This is a genomic window from Paraburkholderia sp. GAS38 (assembly GCF_050434965.1).
Taxonomy (GTDB): Bacteria; Pseudomonadota; Gammaproteobacteria; order Burkholderiales; family Burkholderiaceae; genus Paraburkholderia; species Paraburkholderia phenazinium_A.
This window is the reverse complement of sequence record NZ_JBNDJO010000013.1, coordinates 61,416-78,552: the sequence shown is the minus strand read 5'-3', so window position 1 is coordinate 78,552 and position 17,137 is coordinate 61,416. Positions and strand designations below refer to the sequence as shown.

19 protein-coding genes are annotated in these 17,137 nt (G+C 61.0%); 12 read left to right on the top strand and 7 right to left on the bottom strand.

The window, feature by feature from the left end; all coding sequences use genetic code 11:
* Nucleotides 1-10: 10 nt before the first annotated feature.
* From P3T42_RS26790 to P3T42_RS26780, 3 genes are all read right to left on the bottom strand, one after another.
* A complete protein-coding gene (locus P3T42_RS26790; RefSeq protein WP_429307699.1) occupies nt 11-1,519 on the bottom strand; it encodes an aspartate/glutamate racemase family protein in 1,509 nt (502 codons plus the stop codon).
* A complete protein-coding gene (locus tag P3T42_RS26785) occupies nt 1,516-2,799 on the bottom strand; it encodes a dicarboxylate/amino acid:cation symporter (protein WP_429307698.1) in 1,284 nt (427 codons plus the stop codon). Before P3T42_RS26785 ends, P3T42_RS26790 begins: the two co-directional genes overlap by 4 nt.
* A 216-nt stretch (nt 2,800-3,015) precedes the next feature.
* Nucleotides 3,016-3,924, bottom strand: a complete 909-nt coding sequence (locus P3T42_RS26780) for a LysR family transcriptional regulator (protein WP_074293727.1) — start codon at nt 3,922-3,924, stop codon at nt 3,016-3,018.
* Nucleotides 3,925-4,553: 629 nt separating this feature from the next.
* On the opposite strand from P3T42_RS26780, the gene P3T42_RS26775 reads away from it, so the two are divergent.
* Entirely contained in the window at nt 4,554-5,726 is a 1,173-nt protein-coding gene (locus P3T42_RS26775; RefSeq protein ID WP_074293726.1) for a porin, read from the top strand.
* A 101-nt stretch (nt 5,727-5,827) separates the two neighbouring features.
* Here the strand turns inward: P3T42_RS26775 and P3T42_RS26770 are convergent, their stop codons facing one another.
* Nucleotides 5,828-6,859 (bottom strand): FUSC family protein, encoded by a 1,032-nt coding sequence (locus tag P3T42_RS26770; RefSeq protein WP_429307697.1) that lies wholly within the window; start codon nt 6,857-6,859, stop codon nt 5,828-5,830.
* On the opposite strand from P3T42_RS26770, the gene P3T42_RS26765 reads away from it, so the two are divergent.
* The gene (locus P3T42_RS26765) at nt 6,837-7,400 is read left to right on the top strand and encodes a MarR family winged helix-turn-helix transcriptional regulator (RefSeq protein ID WP_429307696.1); all 564 of its coding nucleotides are present in this window, start codon (nt 6,837-6,839) and stop codon (nt 7,398-7,400) included. The two genes, P3T42_RS26770 and P3T42_RS26765, sit on opposite strands and share 23 nt — an antisense overlap.
* A gap of 22 nt (nt 7,401-7,422) precedes the next feature.
* Here P3T42_RS26765 and phnX read toward each other — a convergent pair whose 3' ends face one another.
* Both phnX and P3T42_RS26755 read right to left on the bottom strand, forming a co-directional pair.
* Complete coding sequence (phnX, locus tag P3T42_RS26760) at nt 7,423-8,226, bottom strand: phosphonoacetaldehyde hydrolase (RefSeq protein ID WP_074293723.1); 804 nt, start codon at nt 8,224-8,226, stop codon at nt 7,423-7,425.
* Nucleotides 8,227-8,326: 100 nt separating this feature from the next.
* Nucleotides 8,327-9,532 (bottom strand): 2-aminoethylphosphonate--pyruvate transaminase, encoded by a 1,206-nt coding sequence (locus tag P3T42_RS26755; protein ID WP_429307695.1) that lies wholly within the window; start codon nt 9,530-9,532, stop codon nt 8,327-8,329.
* 117 nt (nt 9,533-9,649) lie between these two features.
* On the opposite strand from P3T42_RS26755, the gene P3T42_RS26750 reads away from it, so the two are divergent.
* From P3T42_RS26750 to P3T42_RS26735, 4 genes are all read left to right on the top strand, one after another.
* Complete coding sequence (locus P3T42_RS26750; RefSeq protein WP_074293721.1) at nt 9,650-10,507, top strand: LysR substrate-binding domain-containing protein; 858 nt, start codon at nt 9,650-9,652, stop codon at nt 10,505-10,507.
* 202 nt (nt 10,508-10,709) lie between these two features.
* Complete coding sequence (locus tag P3T42_RS26745; protein WP_074293720.1) at nt 10,710-10,925, top strand: hypothetical protein; 216 nt, start codon at nt 10,710-10,712, stop codon at nt 10,923-10,925.
* A 303-nt stretch (nt 10,926-11,228) separates the two neighbouring features.
* Nucleotides 11,229-11,621 carry a VOC family protein gene (locus P3T42_RS26740; protein WP_074293719.1) on the top strand — a complete coding sequence of 131 codons (393 nt, stop codon included), beginning with the start codon at nt 11,229-11,231 and terminating at the stop codon, nt 11,619-11,621.
* 45 nt (nt 11,622-11,666) lie between these two features.
* Nucleotides 11,667-12,086 (top strand): hypothetical protein, encoded by a 420-nt coding sequence (locus tag P3T42_RS26735; RefSeq protein ID WP_429307694.1) that lies wholly within the window; start codon nt 11,667-11,669, stop codon nt 12,084-12,086.
* Nucleotides 12,087-12,119: 33 nt separating this feature from the next.
* On the opposite strand, the gene P3T42_RS26730 is transcribed toward P3T42_RS26735, so the two are convergent.
* Nucleotides 12,120-12,959 carry an SDR family NAD(P)-dependent oxidoreductase gene (locus P3T42_RS26730; protein ID WP_429307693.1) on the bottom strand — a complete coding sequence of 280 codons (840 nt, stop codon included), beginning with the start codon at nt 12,957-12,959 and terminating at the stop codon, nt 12,120-12,122.
* Nucleotides 12,960-13,035: 76 nt separating this feature from the next.
* On the opposite strand from P3T42_RS26730, the gene P3T42_RS26725 reads away from it, so the two are divergent.
* The 6 genes from P3T42_RS26725 (at nt 13,036) to P3T42_RS26700 (ending at nt 17,060) form a co-directional block, all read left to right on the top strand.
* Nucleotides 13,036-14,220: a serine hydrolase domain-containing protein gene (locus tag P3T42_RS26725; protein WP_429307692.1), complete on the top strand. Its 1,185-nt coding sequence runs from the start codon at nt 13,036-13,038 to the stop codon at nt 14,218-14,220.
* Between the two features lie 174 nt (nt 14,221-14,394).
* The gene (locus P3T42_RS26720; protein ID WP_429307691.1) at nt 14,395-14,982 is read left to right on the top strand and encodes a GNAT family N-acetyltransferase; all 588 of its coding nucleotides are present in this window, start codon (nt 14,395-14,397) and stop codon (nt 14,980-14,982) included.
* A 77-nt stretch (nt 14,983-15,059) separates the two neighbouring features.
* A complete protein-coding gene (locus P3T42_RS26715; RefSeq protein WP_429307690.1) occupies nt 15,060-15,638 on the top strand; it encodes an RNA polymerase sigma factor in 579 nt (192 codons plus the stop codon).
* Nucleotides 15,639-15,650: 12 nt separating this feature from the next.
* Nucleotides 15,651-15,965, top strand: a complete 315-nt coding sequence (locus P3T42_RS26710) for a hypothetical protein (RefSeq protein WP_074293713.1) — start codon at nt 15,651-15,653, stop codon at nt 15,963-15,965.
* Complete coding sequence (locus P3T42_RS26705) at nt 15,962-16,258, top strand: 4Fe-4S dicluster domain-containing protein (RefSeq protein ID WP_429307689.1); 297 nt, start codon at nt 15,962-15,964, stop codon at nt 16,256-16,258. The genes P3T42_RS26710 and P3T42_RS26705 overlap by 4 nt, the downstream gene beginning before the upstream one ends.
* A 115-nt stretch (nt 16,259-16,373) precedes the next feature.
* Nucleotides 16,374-17,060 (top strand): pyridoxamine 5'-phosphate oxidase family protein, encoded by a 687-nt coding sequence (locus P3T42_RS26700; RefSeq protein WP_429307688.1) that lies wholly within the window; start codon nt 16,374-16,376, stop codon nt 17,058-17,060.
* The last annotated feature ends 77 nt before the right edge of the window (nt 17,061-17,137 follow it).

Below are 17,137 nucleotides of genomic sequence, written 5' to 3'. Positions count from 1 at the left end.
ACATCGGGAATTACCGGGTGCAGGCATCCTTGGCGCTGTCGATCAACGCATTCGCTAATCCGATTTCACCGCGAGCATACGCCACACACCGCCTCGCAAGAATCTCCGTCGGATCAACAAGATTCACAACCCCACCGCCGCCCGAATACATCTTCCCTTCGGGCAACAACAACGGCAACTCAGTACACCCAAGAAGAATCACCTCAACACCGCATTCGCTCAACTCATCCACGGCCGCAGTAACATCGCCGATACACTCACCCGCCAGGAACCCCGCCTTCACCCCACGTTCGCCATAGATCGCATTCATCACCCGCGCCTGCAGCCCATCACTCGGCACGACCTGTCTGAGCCCATGCACCTCCAGTGCCTTCCGATAAACCCCACTCATGATCGTGCCCGTCGTCGCCAGCAGTCCAACTTCGCGCAGCTCGGGAAACGTCGCCCGCAAATATTCGACGCTCACGGTCAGCATATTGACGATCGGCACATTCAGGTACGGTTGAATCCGTTCGACGAACGCATGCGCGGTATTGCAGGGAATCGCGATGATGTCGACATCCCCCGCTTCGAGCTTCTTGCACGTCGCATACAGCGATACCGTCGGATCCGGACCATCACCGAGCAGGTTGTCCGTACGATCCGGAATCTGAGGATTCTGCTCGACCAGTAGTTTGATGTGCTCCTGGTCGCGTGTCGCGGGCGTGCTGCGCACCAGCTTCTGCATGAAATCCACCGTTGCGGCGGGTCCGACACCACCGACCACACCAACCTTGAACCCCCGTTCGCGGCTAACGCATTGACCCGCTACCGCGTATTGGGCGTACACAAGATTCGAATCGACGATGGGTACGCAAAGCGTCCCTATCCGATGCGCCACGAGGCCAATCTCCGTCATGCCGGGGAGAATCAGTTCCGCACCCTGCGCGATCAGATCCAGGCAAGCTTCACGCAACAGTTCCACAGGCTTACCTTCAAGCCTACCGCTCTTGATGCCGCCGTCCCCGTAAACCGCCCCGGTGACAAAATCAACCCCACCGACGGCGCTCCGAGCCGGATGCAACACTTCAAACTCCGGCGCACTGAAATACCGCTCAAACAAATGCTCATCACGAATGTAGTCCGACGTCAGCACCCCCACTCGCCGCACCGAAGGAAAGCAACGCATCACATACTCACGCAATGCATCGACCATATCGACGATCTGCACCGACACGTTCTCCTGCAATTCCCCCATGAACGTATGGCTCAAAAAGCACGGCAGCAGAACCGTCGTGACGCCGCGCTTTTCGAAGTCGCGGATCATGTCGAAGATATAAAGCTTGCGCTCCGTCGTTGCGGCGCGCGAGGTATTCGCGTTGCGAAACGGATGTTGCTCGAACACGACGTCGAAGTGTTCAGCGTCTGTACGCACCGGGCTTGCCTGAATCAGCTTGAACAGCACATCTGCACCGGCGAGCGGCCCAAGCCCGCCGATTACACCAAACACTCGCCTGGCTGGTAACGTCCGTGCTGTCATTGCACTTCGCTCTGAAGTTGTTCGAACTCCGTAATAGCAGCGGCGCTGACGTCGCTGCGACGCGTTTCCCACTTTGCAATCACAGCGGTCGCTACGCTATTGCCGATCACGTTCGTCATTGTGCGCCCCATATCGAGAATCTGGTCAATGGCGAGCACCATCACTACACCTTCGGCGGGCAAATGGAACAGCGGCGCCACGGCGGCGACCACTACGACCGAACCGCGCGGCACGCTGGCCATGCCCTTGCTGCTCAGCATCAGCACCAGCAGCATGAAGATCTGTTGCGACAGCGGCATGTCGATACCGAAGGCCTGGGCGATGAATATCGCCGCAAACGACTGATACATCATCGAACCGTCGAGGTTGAACACGTAGCCGAGCGGCAGCGTAAAGCCGACCACCTTCTTGTCGACGCCGAACTTCTCGAGTTGCTCGGTCAGGCGCGGATAAGCGGCTTCACTGCTGGCGGTCGAAAATGCCAGCATGGCCGGTTCGCGCACCGCCTTAAGCAGCGCTCCCACCTGCTTGCCCAGAAACAGATAGCCGACGCCAACCAGCGCCGCCCACAACAGGGCCAAACCCAGGTAGAACGAACCAATCAACTTGCCGTAGGTCAGCAATACGCCCAGACCACGCAGCGTCACTGCCGATGCAATCGCCCCAAACACACCGAACGGCGCGACGCGCATCACGTAGTCCGTGAGCCGCAGCATCACGGGCACCATGCCGTCGATCGCTTGCACGACCACCTTGACGCGCGCATCGTGCTTTAGCGCGCCCAGCCCCAGGCCGAAGAACAGGGAGAACACGAGGATCTGCAGGATGTCGTTGCGCGTCATCGCGTCGAGCAGACTGGTCGGAAACGCGTGCGTGACGATGTCCTTGAAGTTCAGCCCGGCCGTATTGAGTCCGGTGTTCACATCGCTGCCGCTCGCCACCATGTGCAAGCCGGCACCCGGTTGCAGGGCATTGGCGAGCACGAGCCCCAAGGCGAGCGAGACCAGCGACGCGCAGACGAACCACCCAACCGTGCGTAGCCCGATACGGCCGACATCCTGACCGCTCTCCATGCCCGCCAGGCCCGAAACGAGCGTGGCGAACACCAACGGCGCGATGATCATCTTGATGAGCCGCAGAAAAATATCGGTGATGATCGAGAAATTGCCGGCCATGGCTTTTGCTGCAGCGGCGTCGGGGGCGCTCGCGTGGCACACGTAACCGGCGACGACGCCGAGTACCATGCCGACGGCAATATAGAGCGTGAGGCGATTTTTCATAATGGTCCCTTTCTTCGTCGACCAGTCCAGGTGTCCTTCCGGGCACATCCTCCTTTAGCAGGAGACGTGCGTGCGCTTCGTCTTTCCGTAGGCGTGGATCACCGTACGGAGAAGACTTGGACGGATACTAAAGACGACAGAAATGAACGTGATGCGGCCTTGACATCGCGCTATGCGGCAGCCGCATAGGTCGCGGAGACGGGCATTCGCCGTGTGTCAGGCCTCGGTGCGGGACTCCAGATACTCCCAGAGGTCTTTGAGCAGTGGCATGTCGTTGTTTCGATCGCGGTACAGCCGCAGTTGCAGATCGAGTTGCCAGGTGCGATCGCCGGCGGCCACGAGCGTGCCGCTAGCCAGTTCGGCTTCGATCAGGCTCCGCGGCAGCCACGCGATGCCTTCGCCATTGAGCGCGAGCTTCTTGAGCACATCGGCCATGTCGGATTCGAAGTGCGGAACCAACGCGGGATTCTTGCTCGCGCGATGCAGCAGCAGATGCAGGCAGCGGGCGAAGTAGGTGGTGGCGCTATAGCCGATCAGCGGCAGCGGACGCCCCGGCGTCCCGGGCAGCCTGAATGAGGGCGTTGAGCGCTGGCTCGGCGCGCACACCGGCAGGAACACGTCGCGCCCGACGGTGAGGTGAGGGTAACGTGTGGCGTCCAGGTGCAGGGGCAGGTCAGGGTGCTCATACGCGAGCATCAGTTCGCAGTTGCCGTTGACCAGCATCAGAATCGAGTCGTGCACATTGGTCGGCACGATGCGCACCCGCAGCCCGCTAAAGCGGCTTTGCAGCGATTGCAGCCAGTCGGGGACAAAGCCAACCGAAAGGGCGTGACCGGCGGCGATCTGCAGTCCTGTTCCCGGCATGCGTTGCTCGCTGCGAATGATGGCGCGCGTGTCGAACAGTTTGCCGACTATATCTTCGGCGGCTTCCAGGAAGAGCCGGCCCGCTGGCGTGAGCGTCGGCGGGTAAGTGCTGCGGTCGATCAACTCAGCGCCAATCCACTGTTCGAGCGCCTGAATGCGCCGGCTGAGCCCGGACTGGGTGACGTTGCGCAGTTCGGCGGCTCGCGAGAAGCTTTGGTGCTGCGCGAGCGCGATGAAATCCTCGATCCACTTGATTTCCACGTTAGCTCCTAGACAGCGTGTGAACCGGCCGGCGCCTGGCAGATGCCAAGGCGATCGATTCTAGCGTCGCCGTTTTTTGTCGCCAACCCGGAGCGCGTGCATGGCGCGGCAGCACCTCACCATTAATCAGACGCAATGGCGGGCACTGCGACGGCCTTCAATAGTCATGCTGGCAATCAATTAATACCCCCGCGGAGAATGAATCGTCCGTCGCGAGGCAATGCTCCGCTTGAATGAATATTTGACGCCGGCAGTATCGGGATGTGGGAAGAGAATTCGCCGATCAACGCCCATTCATCAGATGGATCGGCATGTGGCAATCAACCAACACAGGCCAAAAAAACAATTAACAAGGGTGAGTCAAATTGCCTCTTGCCCTTTCCACATATAGCCTGCAGGTTTTTCAACTTTCTGAAAATTAGAATTTCAATATGAATCGATCTTTTAACATCGCGCCATCATATATATTTGCGCCGCAGTAGCCGATCGAACCGGATGAAATCAGGTGGTGTGTATCCGGAAGATATTTTCCCCGGGAAAAAGGCTTCAAACGGATTCAAACGTTCGGTTCGCGAGTGAACTCGCAGGATAGCAAATCCAGACCAGTATCTTTACTCGGATAAATTTTCATGAAAAAAACAATTCTTGCCTTAGCTTCTCTCGCGGCCATGACGTCGGTCGCTCACGCACAAAGCAGCGTCACGCTTTATGGCGCGATCGATACGAGTATTGCCTACTTCGGCAACCAGCAAGGTGCGAACCACTCGGGCGGAACGTTCCAGTTGGCCGCCGGCAATCTGTCGCCGAACCTCTGGGGTTTGAAGGGCACGGAAGATCTGGGCGGTGGTCTGTCGGCCATCTTCAAGCTGGAAAGCGGCTTTAACGTCGACAACGGCCGCCTTGGTCAGGGACAGCGCATGTTCGGCCGCACCGCAATGGTCGGCCTGTCGGGCGAGAACACGGGCACGGTGACTCTCGGCCGTCAGTACGATCCGCTGATCGACCTGATCCAGCCGCTGACGAACGACGACACCTTCGGCCCGACCTTCGCGACGCCGGGCGATATGGATAACTACGACAATAGTTATCGGACCAACAATTCGATCAAGTACACCACGCCGAACTATGCGGGGCTGCAGGCATCGGCGATGTACGCGTTCGGCGGTGTGCCGGGCAGCACGGCAAGCGGTCAGACGTACGCCGCCGCGCTTGCGTATAACCACGGTCCGTTTGGTTTCGCCGCGGGTTACTTCCACGCCAACAGCGACCACGGAACCGCCGCAACGTTCGACGGCCTGAACCCGGATGCGACGAGCTTCGCTGTGGATTCGGAGGCCATCACCGGCGGGTTCGTGTCGGCGAACTCGATGCAGATCATTCGCGCCGCAGGCGACTATGTGTTCCGCAATTTCACGTTTGGCGTGTCGTATAGCAATGTGCAGTACAACAACTACACGACGTCGTTCGGCAACCAGAACAACACGAAATTCAACACCGGTCAGGTCTACGTGAACTATCAGCTGACGCCCGCGACGATCGTCGGCGCAGGCTACGACTACACGAAGGGCAACGGCAACAACGTCACGGTTGCGTATAACCAGTTCAGTCTCGGCGCCGACTACTTCCTGTCGAAGCACACGGACATCTACGTGCTGGCCGGTTACCAGAAGGCATCGGGCAATACCATCAGCGCAACGTCGGGCGATGTGGTGGCCGCGGTCGCGTCGATGGGCGACTTCGGCAACGATGCGTCGACCAACAAGCAAGCGATGGGCATGGTCGGTATCCGTCACAAGTTCTAAGCTTGCGCCAGGTGGTCCACAGGAGGGCATCTGCATAAAAAATCCCGCCTGGGTGTCTCAGGCGGGATTTTTCATTGTGCGGATCGAGAATGCTAACGGCGCTAGCGGCCCGGCGAGAGTTGAGGTGTTGCGAGCCGCCTCAAGCCAAAATTGGTGGCAACCACCAAGGCGACGCCAAGCACGGTCGCTGCCAGGCGATCGCGGACCACACCGCCATCGAGCGGTTCGATGCTACCCAGGATCAAGATGACGAGCGGCGTCATCACCGTTGAGTAGGCCAGATAGTTGCGGACTTTCAGCAACGGTCGCGCGGCCGACAGCAGCGCGATTGCCAACGCCAGACCAAAGCCCGACGGTCTGTGTGCGAGGAACAGACTGGCGGCCAATACGCCGCATGCAGTGCCAATTGCACGTTGCGTCGCCTGAATGGGAAGTACCTCGATCTGACGACGAATCAATATCGCCACGGTGAGTGTGATCCAGTAGAAGTGATGGTGTGGCCATAACGCGCGCAACCACCACGCAGCACCAAAACATAACGCCAGCCTGAGTGTGTATTGCCAACCGGACAAACGGGTTAGCGATTTTCTCCATCTATTGAATCGTTGGGTGGCCGTCGGGGGCATCCCGGCCGTCGTAAGTGGCGCGTGAGTGCTGCCGGCCAGGTCAGTGCGCCGCCGCACGCGCTCCACTGTGCCAAGCAGGAGATTCAACATCGTTGTCCATAAAGCGCCTGTTGCAATCAGAGCGAGCAGGTCGACAGGATGCGAGGTTGCCGCCACCGCGTGGGACACCATGATCAGGAACAGGATAAAGCGCGTCGTGGCGACGGCCAGCGGTCTGCTATACCCGCCGATTGCCGCCGCGAGGCAGGCCAATGCCATCACGCCCGCATCGGTCTGCCAACCCTGCCCCGCTAGAAGAGTCGCCGCAACGGAAGCGAGGGCGGCGGGCGTAAGAACCCACGCGAGTTCTTTTACTTGAGTGCGGAGGCTTGACGTGGTTCCCACGGCGCCAATCATCAGACTGCCAAGCGATGCCGCCAGGCCCAGAGAAGGGTGACCCGCTGCTGTCGCAAGCAGCACGGGTCCTGCCATACCGACGCTAGCGATGACCGCATCGATCAATCTCACTTCGGTGTCTGTCGACCAGCGCAGCGCTTCGACGAGATGTGCCTTTCCGTTCATTGAGCGTGACTTCTTTCGTGAGGTTCGACGCTTGATTAATGATACGCAAAGCGTACTATATCGTCGTATGAAAAGCGAACAGACAACCTTGATCTTCCGCGGCGTCATGGCGCTTGGGAGGCGCTTGCGCGCGGAACGGCCGCAGGGGGCGCCGAGTCTTCCGGCAATCAGCATTCTCGGCACGCTGCGCCGGCTCGGGCCTATGCCGGCGCGGCGACTGGCGACCGAAGAGCGGCTTCAACCGCAGTCGCTCACGCGTCTGATCGGCGACCTGGAGTCAAAGGGCTGGATTGTGCGAACGCGGAGCGAGGTGGATCGGCGTGAAATTTCCATCGAGCTCACCGCGCTCGGCAAAGCGGTGTTTGCCGAAGATATGCGGGCTCGGCGTATCTGGCTGGAACACGCTATCGCGACTACGCTAACCGATGCGGAGCAGGAGGCGCTGATAGACGCGTCGGAAGCGATGCTCAAATTGAGCCGGCTGTAGTGGTTGAGGCTTTCGTACGCCCTTAAGGCCGCTCCCCACGCGCCAGCCTACCCTCGATGTCATACACCACCGGCATCAGATCCGCGACACTATCAACCACATAATGCGCACCCGCAGCGGTCAACCGTTGCGCCGCTGCTGCACGCAGCCGCGTAAACTCATCGGCCGGCAGCGCCTTCACATCCGCTTCGGCCATACCGAACGCATTGCCGCTCACGGCCACGCCCACCGCCCACGTCCCACCATTGATGCCTTCTTCAATACCCACTTCGGTATCGTCGACCTTGATCGCATTCTTTGCGAGCCACACGCCGAGTTGCGGCAATGTCTTGTAGATCATGTACGGCGAAGGACGCCCTTCCGGCGTATCTCCGGTGCAAACGAGGCTATCCGGCGAAAACCCCTGCGCCGCCGCGCCCGGCGTGATTTCGGCCATGATCTCGCGTGTATAGCCCGTCGTCGTGCCGATGCGGATGTCCTCGGAACGCAAGGCCGTCGCAACCTCGGCGACGCCCGGAATCACCTGGCTATAGCTCGCTGCCACCTTGATGTTCTTCGGAACGAAGACGTCATAGATTGCATCGATATCCTGCTCGCCTGGCGCGTGGCCGTACTTGTCCGCCCAGGCTTGAGCCACCCGCGGCAGCGCCATCAGCGCCGCGATATGCGGCCGCTTGGCCATGCCCATCGGTCCGCGCGCTTCGTCGATGGTGATCGAGACGCCGAACTGCTCAAACGTTTCAACAAACGCGCCCATCGGAGCGAGCGAACCATAATCGACCACGGTACCGGCCCAATCGAAAATCACTGCTTTTACGTGCTTCATTGACATCACATCCTGAGAAGTATCCCGGCGACGACGCGGTGCCTGTTAGCCGCCATCTGCCGTTGGTATCCTGCCGTGCGCCTTGGCGCGCCGGCCGGTTTCAAACTTGTTGCGCCAACAACTGACGTTCTTCGAGCGCTACACCCGGCGGCGCCGCGTGCTCGACACCCATCGTGCGCAGCGCTTGAGCGCACGCTACGACGACGCGTCGCATGACATCCGCATCCACCTGGCCGATGCAACCCACGCGGAAGCTGTCCACCACCGTCAGCTTGCCCGGGTAAATGATGAACCCCTGTTGCTTCATCAAATCGTAGAAGTGTTCGAAACGGAACGCGGGATCTGCGGGCGCAAAAAATGTCACGATGATCGGCGAGCGCCAGTGCGCGTCGAGCAGCGGTTCGAATCCGAGTTCGTGCATGCCGGCGACCAGCAAGTCGCGGTTATGCGCATAGCGGGCCAGCCGGCCGGCTTGTCCGCCTTCGAGCGCGTGCAGCCGGAGCGCCTCGATAAACGCCGCGACGGTGTGCGTGGGCGGCGTGAAGCGCCACTGCCCCGTGCGGTTCATCACGTCCCATTGGTCGTACACGTCGAGGCTCAGCGAGTGACTGCGGCCCTTAGCCTCGAGCAACGCGTTCTTGCGGGCGATGACAAAACCAAAGCCCGGCACGCCTTCAATGCATTTGTTCGCTGAAGAGACAAACGCTTCGCACTGCAGATGTCGTACGTCGAGCGGTACCGCGCCGAATGCGCTCATCGAATCGATCAGCAGCTTGCGGCCCTTCTTGGCGGTCGCTGCGGCGATCTCTTCGATCGGGTTGAGAATCCCCGAGCTCGTTTCGCAATGCACGGCGACGACGTGCGTAATGCTCGGATCGGCGTCGAGCATGCGTTCGACTTCGCTGCCGCGCGGCGGCAGGTAGTCGCCCTTGTCGAGCACCGTGTGACGGCGTCCCAGATAACCGAGCGTGGTCGCGATGCGCTTGCCGTAGGCGCCGTTGGCCAGCACGAGGGCGTGCCCGTCGCGTGGGACTAGGCTGCCCAGCATGGCTTCCACGCAGTAGCTCCCACTCCCCTGCAGCGGCACGCAATCGTAGTTGTCCGCGGTATCGCCGGCGATCTCGAGCAGGCTGCGGCGAAGCTGCGTCGTCATCGCGCGGAAATCGCCGTCCCACGATCCCCAGTCGCGCAGCATCGCTTCCTTGGTCGAGAGCGCCGTCGTGAGCGGTCCCGGCGTCAACAGATACGGCTCGCCTTTCGCGGGCGCGGCGCACGAGGTAACGGATGAGTCGACTGCGGTGTCCATGCTTGCACGTCCAATGAAGGTCTCAGTGCTTGCCACAGTACAGAAATAGGGAACATCGGTAAAATCGATATAATCGATGTCAATATCAGTGAAACTTATCAATGGGGCGAGGCGCAGATGCAATACGCGCAATTGCGGGCGTTTCACGCGGTCGCGGAACATGGCGGGTTCTCCAAGGCGGCGCAGGCGTTGTCGCTGACGCAGCCAGCCATTTCGGACCACGTGCGGCGGCTCGAGCAGGATTTCGGGGTCAAGCTCTTCGAGCGCGGGCCGCGCGGCGTCGAGCCGACCGAACTCGGCCGCCGTCTCTTCAGCGTGACGCGGCAGATGCTCAGTTGCGAGCGCGAGGCCCGGCAATTGCTCGACTCGGCGAGCGGCCTCGAGTCCGGCACGCTGTCGCTCGCGGCGGACGCGCCCGATCTCGCCGTCAAGCTGATCGGCGCGTTTCGCAAGCAGCACCCCGGCATCGTGGTGACGCTGTCCATTGCGAATGCCGCCGAGTGCATGCAGCGCGTGCTGTCGAGCACCGTAGACGCAGCCATCACCGCCGCGCCGCAGGTTCACAGCCGGCTCGAGGCGCGGGTGCTGCGGCGCGATCCGCTGGTCGCGATGGTGCCCGCCACCAGTCCGATCGCGAAGAAGCGCAAGCTGACCTATGCGGAATTGGTGCAGCAGCCGGTGATCTTTCGGGAAGCGCAATCGGTGACGCAGCAGTTGCTCGAAATCGAACTGGTGCGGCAGTCGCTACAGGTCGAGCCGGTGCTATACGTGGACGGCCGCGAGGCGCTCGAAGAAGCGATTGCGCAGGGCATGGGGGTGGGAGTGATCGCGTCCGCGGAATTCAACGAGTCGCGCCGCATCAGAATGATTCCGCTGCAGGACTGCCAGGTCGAGATGATCGAGTCGCTGACGCGGCTCGCCGAGCGGCCCGCATCGAACCTGCTGAACGCGCTGTTCGCGACTGAGCTCGGTTAGCGGTTTCGTATGGAAAATGTAATCCCGCCGCACGGCTGGGATTTGACAATGTTTTACAGCTTGGCCAATTCTGAGATGCTATTGTCGTCAGGGATGGCAAGCGGCGATCGGCCATCCGCGTGAGTCATGAGCGTGCAACCGCAACGCTCCTTGATAGCGGCGAAGTAGTTCATATCGACCTTCAACATATACGGTGATTGTCATGGGAATTCTGGATACGGTAGGTGAGATTGCAGGCGCAGTTGCGGCAGTGGAAGCAGCTGAGAAGGTCGATCCGGATGCTGGGCTGCTGACGAAGGGCATCGCCGCAGTCGCCGGGTTCAAAGGCGCGGGCGCGCTGGAATCGCTCGTCGAAAAGAAAGAAGACGAGAGCGGCGAGCAAGCGTCCGACACGGACAACGCTGCACCGCAAGCCTGAGTTTACGTTGTTTCCAGGCCAGTCGTTCAAGCGGCTGGTCTGGCGTCATATCCTCACGCCGCTACATTCGTAGACGACTACGTTTCTTCCCGTTTGCCTGGTCTCCCGCGGCCACCGCCTTACCCTATCCCCTTTGGTTCAGGTCTTCGTCGTCGCCAACGCGCGGTGATTGAACTCGGACGCCATATACTGCTTTAGACTGTGCGTCGGTCCGTATGACCTTACCCGCGATCCGACGGACCCGCTTCCGCACGAGCCGTGTTTCTACGTATCGCACCACCGTAAAGTGCAGTTGGAGGTTTCATGCCCATTCTCGGCTTCGCTCACTACAACTTCCGGGCGAGTCGCCCGATGCTCGATACCCTGCGTGATTTTTATATCGAGGTGGTCGGTTTGCGACTCGGTCCTCGACCGCCGTTTCAGAGCTTCGGTTACTGGCTCTACATCGGCGAGCGCGATGTGCTCCACCTCAGCGAAGCGCGCCCGGACGAAGTGCGTCCCGCCCAGGTGATCAATACGTTCGACCATGCCGCGTTTGCCTGCAGCGACCTGAGCGCGTTCGAAGCGCGGTTGAACGAGTTCAAGATTCGCTATCGGCGCGGCCACGTGCCGCTGACCGGTCAGCAGCAGTTGTTCTTTTCGGATCCGGCGGGCAATGGGGTGGAGTTGAATTTCGCGGAGAAGGACGTGTCGTGAGTGCACGTCACTAAGGCATTCTCGAAGTCGGACAACGAGGTCAGCATGGGCGACGCATGGCAATTCCAGGTCAGAATCACCGCTTCCGCAGCACTTGCCGCGAGCTTGCGCGGCGATCCCTCGTCTGGCACGTACGCGCCGCTCGGCGATGTCCTGCGCAAACACCATGCGTCCTTGAAGTGCCAGTTCGATGCGTTCGCGGACTACGTCAGCGAGGCCGAAAGAGTTGGCCCGGAACATTACCCGCTGTATCACTGGACCCGGGAAACCATCGAGAAGCCGGAGAAGAAGGCTCGCTATCTGCGGTCCTTCACGCTGTATGTCGACGGCGAAGAGGTCTACAGCAAAGCGATTGCGGATGCGCTGCAAGCGGAACTCGACGCGTTGGTCGGCGCTGGTGGAATAGAAAACGTGGTCAAGTTCGATACCAATCCGGCAAACAGCCCGCAACCTCCCGCGCGGTAGCGGTAGAGAGCCGCTTACGCAATCCCGCAAGCCTCAGCGGACATGCGGAATCGACACGCCTCCATCGACCATCAAGGTTTGCCCGGTAACGAAGCGCGCTTCGTCCGTGGACAGCCAGACGGCGACATCGCCCACCTCATCGGGAAGCCCTACGCGCCGAAGCGGCGTGAACGATGAAATCAACGCTTCGTTCTCAACCCCGCCGGTGCGTTCAAACATAGGTGTCCTGATGGCGCCAGGATTGATATTGTTGATGCGGATGTTGTGCGGTCCATATTCGATTGCCACGGCGCGTATCATCGCGTCCAGCGCGCCCTTGCTGGCTGAGTAAGCGGTGGATCCGACGCACGCGCCCTTCGCCAGAAACGACGACGTATTGACGATCGAGCCGCCTTTGCCGATGCGCAGCATCGCAGCGATCTCGTACTTGATCGACAACCATGCGCCTTTGAGATTGATGGCAATGACTTCATCGAACTCCGCCTCCGTCATTTCTGTAATCGGCGCGAAGTTGCCTTCGATCCCGGCGTTGTTGAACGCGGCGTCGAGGCGTCCATAGCGTTCGACCGTCAGATCGATCAGCGCCGTCACCTGATGCGCTATGGAGACGTCTGTTGGAACTGCGAATCCGTCGCTACCCGTTTCCTTGACAAGCCGAACGGTCTCTTCGATCTCTGTGCTGCGCCGTCCGGCAACCACCACCCTGGCGCCCTCCTGGGCGTAGGCCACGGCCGCGGCACGGCCTATGCCGGTTCCGGCTCCGGTGACGAGCGCGACTCGGCCTTCAAGGCGACGTGTGGTGAACGATTGCGACATGCTCTCTCCGCCAGGATCAGGATTTCGGTGTCGACCAGACTCTACAACATTGCCCAAGTCGTGGGTTATGCGTGCGTACCAGGCACTGTGGCACACTGCGCTGCCTACGCAACGATTCCATGGAGCAAATCCATTGAACACCCTACGATCGCTTGTCGTCCTGACTGTTGTTTCGCTATCCGCGATGCATGCAGTGGCCGGCACACTCGCCACTGATCCTTCAGATCAACCGGCTTCGTTAGCCTCCGCAGCGCAAGGTGTCGCGCCTCCTCCGAGCGCCGGGTCGGACCCGTTTCCAGGCGCCGAATGGAGCCACGGCGATCCCGCGAAGATGGGCTGGTCAGTCGACGGCCTTGCCGCAGCGAAGGCCTATGCCGATCGCGTTGGCTCGACCTCGGGCATGATCGTTCAGCACGGCGTGGTCGTCGACGAATGGGGCGACACGGCCCGCAAGTCCGCGCTATTCTCGGTGCGCAAGAGTCTGGTGAGCGCGCTGATCGGCATTGCCGTCGGGCGCGGTCAGATGCATCTGGACCAAACCCTCGCTGAGTTAGGCATCGACGACAATCCACCCTCCCTGACGGCCGTTGAAAAAACCGCAACGGTACGCGAGATGATCGAGGCTCGTTCGGGCGTCTATCACCCGACGGTCTACGAAACGCCGTGGATGCTCTCCATCAAACCTGCTCGCGGGACGCATGCTCCAGGCGAATTCTGGGTCTACAACAATTGGGACTTCAACACCGCCGGGGCGATCTACGAGAAATTGACAGGGCAGCGCATCTTCGACGCACTGAAAACGGAAATCGCCAATCCGATCGGCATGCAGGACTATCAGCCCTCGGATGGGCGCTATGCATCGGGCGAACCGGGTTCAAGGTATCCGGCTTATCCGCTGAAGATGAGCGCCCGCGATCTGGCGCGCTTCGGACTGCTGTTCTTGCGCAACGGACGCTGGCGCGACCAGCAGGTGATTCCCGCCGAGTGGGTCGCTGAATCGACCCGGCCGTATTCCGACACCCCGTATGGCGGCTACGGCTATATGTGGTGGACAAGCAATCCGGCGGTCGGTCCTCGCGGACCGGGCGCAACCATCACGCTTGGCGCCTACTGGGCCGACGGTCACCTGGGCCAATACGCCATTGTGGTTCCCTCGCTGGACCTGGTCGTGATCAACCGCGTCGATCCGAAGCTGACGCACAAGCGCGTCGAGGAGCAGCAAAAAGCCAAACTGCTCTGGCTGATCGAATCGGCGTCAGGCGCGACGGACATGGGTCCCGAGCCGAGGATCGTCAATCTCGGCCCGCTATCCCCGTAGCCGCGAACGCGGCGGGAGAGGGCGCTTGCCGCGCCTCTCCAGGCTGCTTGCATGAGCGGATGGCTGATCCGTTTCCGGAGTCGTCGCACTAAAGAGCACGTGTGGGGTCGGCGCGGTGGATGAGGCACACTGCTGATCGTGTGCCCTCTCACCCTCCGGAAGTCTGACGCGCCGATGACTGCACCTTTCCCCAATCTTCACCTCCCGGCGACCGCTCGCCTCCAACTGCGCCCGCTCGAAGTGTCCGACGCGCAGCGGATCTTCGACATCTGGTCCGATCCGGAAGTCATGCGTTTCTACGACGTGGCGCCGCTGACCCGCATCGGCCAGGCCGAGGACGTGGTGACGAGGCTCATCCAGGACATGGCCGAACGCTCGGGTATCCGCTGGGCGATTGTGTCCACAAACGAGATGCGCGTCATCGGCACCTGCGGGTTCAGACTCAATTTCGCTTTCAGATCGGCCAGTCTGGGCTTCGAGCTCGAACGCCGCTACTGGCGTCAGGGATTGATGCGCGAGGCGCTCGATGCCGCAATCGCCTATGCCTACGATCACCTCGGCATGAACCGCATCCAGGCGACGACGAACCTCGATAACCATGCGTCGGCGGGTCTGCTGGCGAGCCTCGGGTTTGTCGAAGAAGGCGTGATGCGGCAATGGGGCTACTGGAAAGACGCGTTTCACGACGTGCGGCTCCTGTCGCTGATCCAGTCGGATCACGCGGCGCGGCAAGCGGCGCTGTCTCGTCCGAATCCAGACTGAGCAAGGCTGCGCACCCCAGCGTGCCGATTATTTTCCGCCGGACACAATATTCCCGCTCCTGATCCGTCTACAGACGTATGGAACCGCCGCCGACCCCGGACCCGATGCTCGAACGAGAACGCGACCTCACTGCAACCATCTTGCGTGAGCGTAGCAAGCTTGGGCATTTCATCCGGCGCCGGGTGCGCGATCCGAGTGAGGCGGAAGACATCTTGCAGGATGTCTTTCACGAGTTCGTGCAGGCCTACCGGCTGCCCGCGCCGATCGAACAGGTCAGCGCATGGCTGTTCCGGGTGGCGCGCAATCGCATCATCGATGTGTTCCGCAAGAAACGGGAGCAGCCGCTGGCCGAGACCGCGAGCGAGCCGGACGACGACAGCGAGTTCCGGCTGGATCTCGCGCTGCCGTCCTACGAAGCGGGTCCGGAAGCGGTCTATGCACGATCGGTGTTGCTCGACGCCCTGCAAGCGGCGCTCGACGAATTGCCGGGCAATCAGCGCGAAGTTTTCGTCGCGCATGAACTCGAAGGGCGCAGCTTCAAGGAACTGGCTGCCGAGAGCGGCGTCAGCGTGAACACGCTGCTCGCGCGCAAGCGTTATGCGGTGCTGCATCTGCGCACCAGCTTGCAGACTGTGTATGACGAGTTGGATATTTAAAGGAGCAGGTCGATGAGATGCAGAGTGAGATTCTTCGGCAAGGCACTGTTGGCGTTAGTGGCGATTGCAGTGCTGGGATGGATCGTAATGGCGCTGTGGAATTGGGTGATCCCGGCGGTATTCGTCGGTGGGCGTGCGATCGATTATCTGCACGCGCTGGGCCTGCTGGTGTTGAGCCGCATCCTGTTTGGCGGATTCCGCGGCCGCGGCGGCTGGCACGGACGCGGCGGGTGGCGCAGGTGGGAGCGCATGACGCCGGAAGAACGCGAGAACTTCATGAAGGGTGTCTCGTCGACGCGCGGCAAGCCGCAGGAGGACAACCCATGAGACAGGCATCGACGGCTGCTTGCAAGCAGGCCGCGGGCGTCATCGCCCCGGTGGTGGACTTCAAACGCTGCGAAGGCAAGGGCGATTGCGCGGTCGTATGTCCCGAGGACGTGTTCGAAATCCGCAAGATCGACGACGAAGACTATCAGCAGTTAGGCATGCTTCATAAATTCAAGCTGCGGGTACATGGTTTGCAGGTTGCGTACACGCCGAACGCCGACGCTTGCCGGGCCTGCGGTTTGTGCGTGACCGCCTGTCCGGAGCGGGCCATCACGTTAGCGCGCGTGAAATGACTTGAATCCTGCGTGGCTGCTGGCCCCAGAAATGGGGCGTCCCGTGGACCTACCCAGGGAGCCTTGACTTTTACTATCGTGAGCGCTTTCCCAAAAAAGAATACAGGCGCTCACCATGACCTCTGCGGAAACCAGCGTTCCCCCTTCTCTTCGCACTCGCGTGCGCCGCGTTGCCCAGCGCGGTCAATATGATCGCGTGACCCTGCATGCCCTGCTCGACGAGGCCTACGTGTGTCACGTCGCGTTTGCCGACGAGCACGGCGTGCATTGCATTCCCACTGCGTGCTGGCGCGAGGGAGACTATCTCTACATCCATGGCTCAAACGGCAGCCGCATGCTGAAGCTGGCGGCCAGCGGGGCGCAGTTTTGCGTGACGGTCACGCATCTCGATGGGCTGGTGCTGGCGCGCTCGGCGTTCAACCATTCGATGAACTATCGTTCCGCCGTGATCTACGGTGTCTTCGAGGCGGTGCCGGACGACCACAAAAGTGCCGCGCTGGACGTTTTCCTCGAAGGTATCGCTCCGGGGCGGTCCAAAGAAGTGCGGCCGGGCAATGCGAAAGAGCTGGCCGCAACGACCGTGCTGCGCGTGGCGCTGAACGAGGCGGCGTGCAAGGTTCGCACGGGCGGTCCGAAGGACGACGAAGAGGATATGGGCCTGGCGGTTTGGGCGGGCGTGTTGCCGATGGGATTGTCGCCGCTGGCGCCGGTGGTGGACGAGGCTGCCGCGCGTATCGGCGCGCCGGACTATGTGCGGCAGTGGCAGGCGGTTGCGGCGGACCGGGTGGGGGAGGAGGCGTAGGTTGCCGCGTCGGGCTGGCCACCGGCGGTCGTTTCGACGTCATTTACAGTGCGCAGGCCCGTCTGTATCATGACTTC

What these genes read in the sequence shown, in the direction of transcription:
- P3T42_RS26790 (WP_429307699.1), bottom strand. Translation starts at nt 1,519, where the DNA reads ATGACAGCACGGACGTTACCAGCCAGGCGAGTGTTTGGTGTAATCGGC.
- P3T42_RS26785 (WP_429307698.1), bottom strand. Translation starts at nt 2,799, where the DNA reads ATGAAAAATCGCCTCACGCTCTATATTGCCGTCGGCATGGTACTCGGC.
- P3T42_RS26775 (WP_074293726.1), top strand. Translation starts at nt 4,554, where the DNA reads ATGAAAAAAACAATTCTTGCCTTAGCTTCTCTCGCGGCCATGACGTCG.
- P3T42_RS26765 (WP_429307696.1), top strand. Translation starts at nt 6,837, where the DNA reads ATGACCGCATCGATCAATCTCACTTCGGTGTCTGTCGACCAGCGCAGC.
- phnX (WP_074293723.1), bottom strand. Translation starts at nt 8,226, where the DNA reads ATGAAGCACGTAAAAGCAGTGATTTTCGATTGGGCCGGTACCGTGGTC.
- P3T42_RS26755 (WP_429307695.1), bottom strand. Translation starts at nt 9,532, where the DNA reads ATGGACACCGCAGTCGACTCATCCGTTACCTCGTGCGCCGCGCCCGCG.
- P3T42_RS26750 (WP_074293721.1), top strand. Translation starts at nt 9,650, where the DNA reads ATGCAATACGCGCAATTGCGGGCGTTTCACGCGGTCGCGGAACATGGC.
- P3T42_RS26745 (WP_074293720.1), top strand. Translation starts at nt 10,710, where the DNA reads ATGGGAATTCTGGATACGGTAGGTGAGATTGCAGGCGCAGTTGCGGCA.
- P3T42_RS26740 (WP_074293719.1), top strand. Translation starts at nt 11,229, where the DNA reads ATGCCCATTCTCGGCTTCGCTCACTACAACTTCCGGGCGAGTCGCCCG.
- P3T42_RS26735 (WP_429307694.1), top strand. Translation starts at nt 11,667, where the DNA reads ATGGGCGACGCATGGCAATTCCAGGTCAGAATCACCGCTTCCGCAGCA.
- P3T42_RS26720 (WP_429307691.1), top strand. Translation starts at nt 14,395, where the DNA reads ATGACTGCACCTTTCCCCAATCTTCACCTCCCGGCGACCGCTCGCCTC.
- P3T42_RS26715 (WP_429307690.1), top strand. Translation starts at nt 15,060, where the DNA reads ATGGAACCGCCGCCGACCCCGGACCCGATGCTCGAACGAGAACGCGAC.
- P3T42_RS26710 (WP_074293713.1), top strand. Translation starts at nt 15,651, where the DNA reads ATGAGATGCAGAGTGAGATTCTTCGGCAAGGCACTGTTGGCGTTAGTG.
- P3T42_RS26705 (WP_429307689.1), top strand. Translation starts at nt 15,962, where the DNA reads ATGAGACAGGCATCGACGGCTGCTTGCAAGCAGGCCGCGGGCGTCATC.
- P3T42_RS26700 (WP_429307688.1), top strand. Translation starts at nt 16,374, where the DNA reads ATGACCTCTGCGGAAACCAGCGTTCCCCCTTCTCTTCGCACTCGCGTG.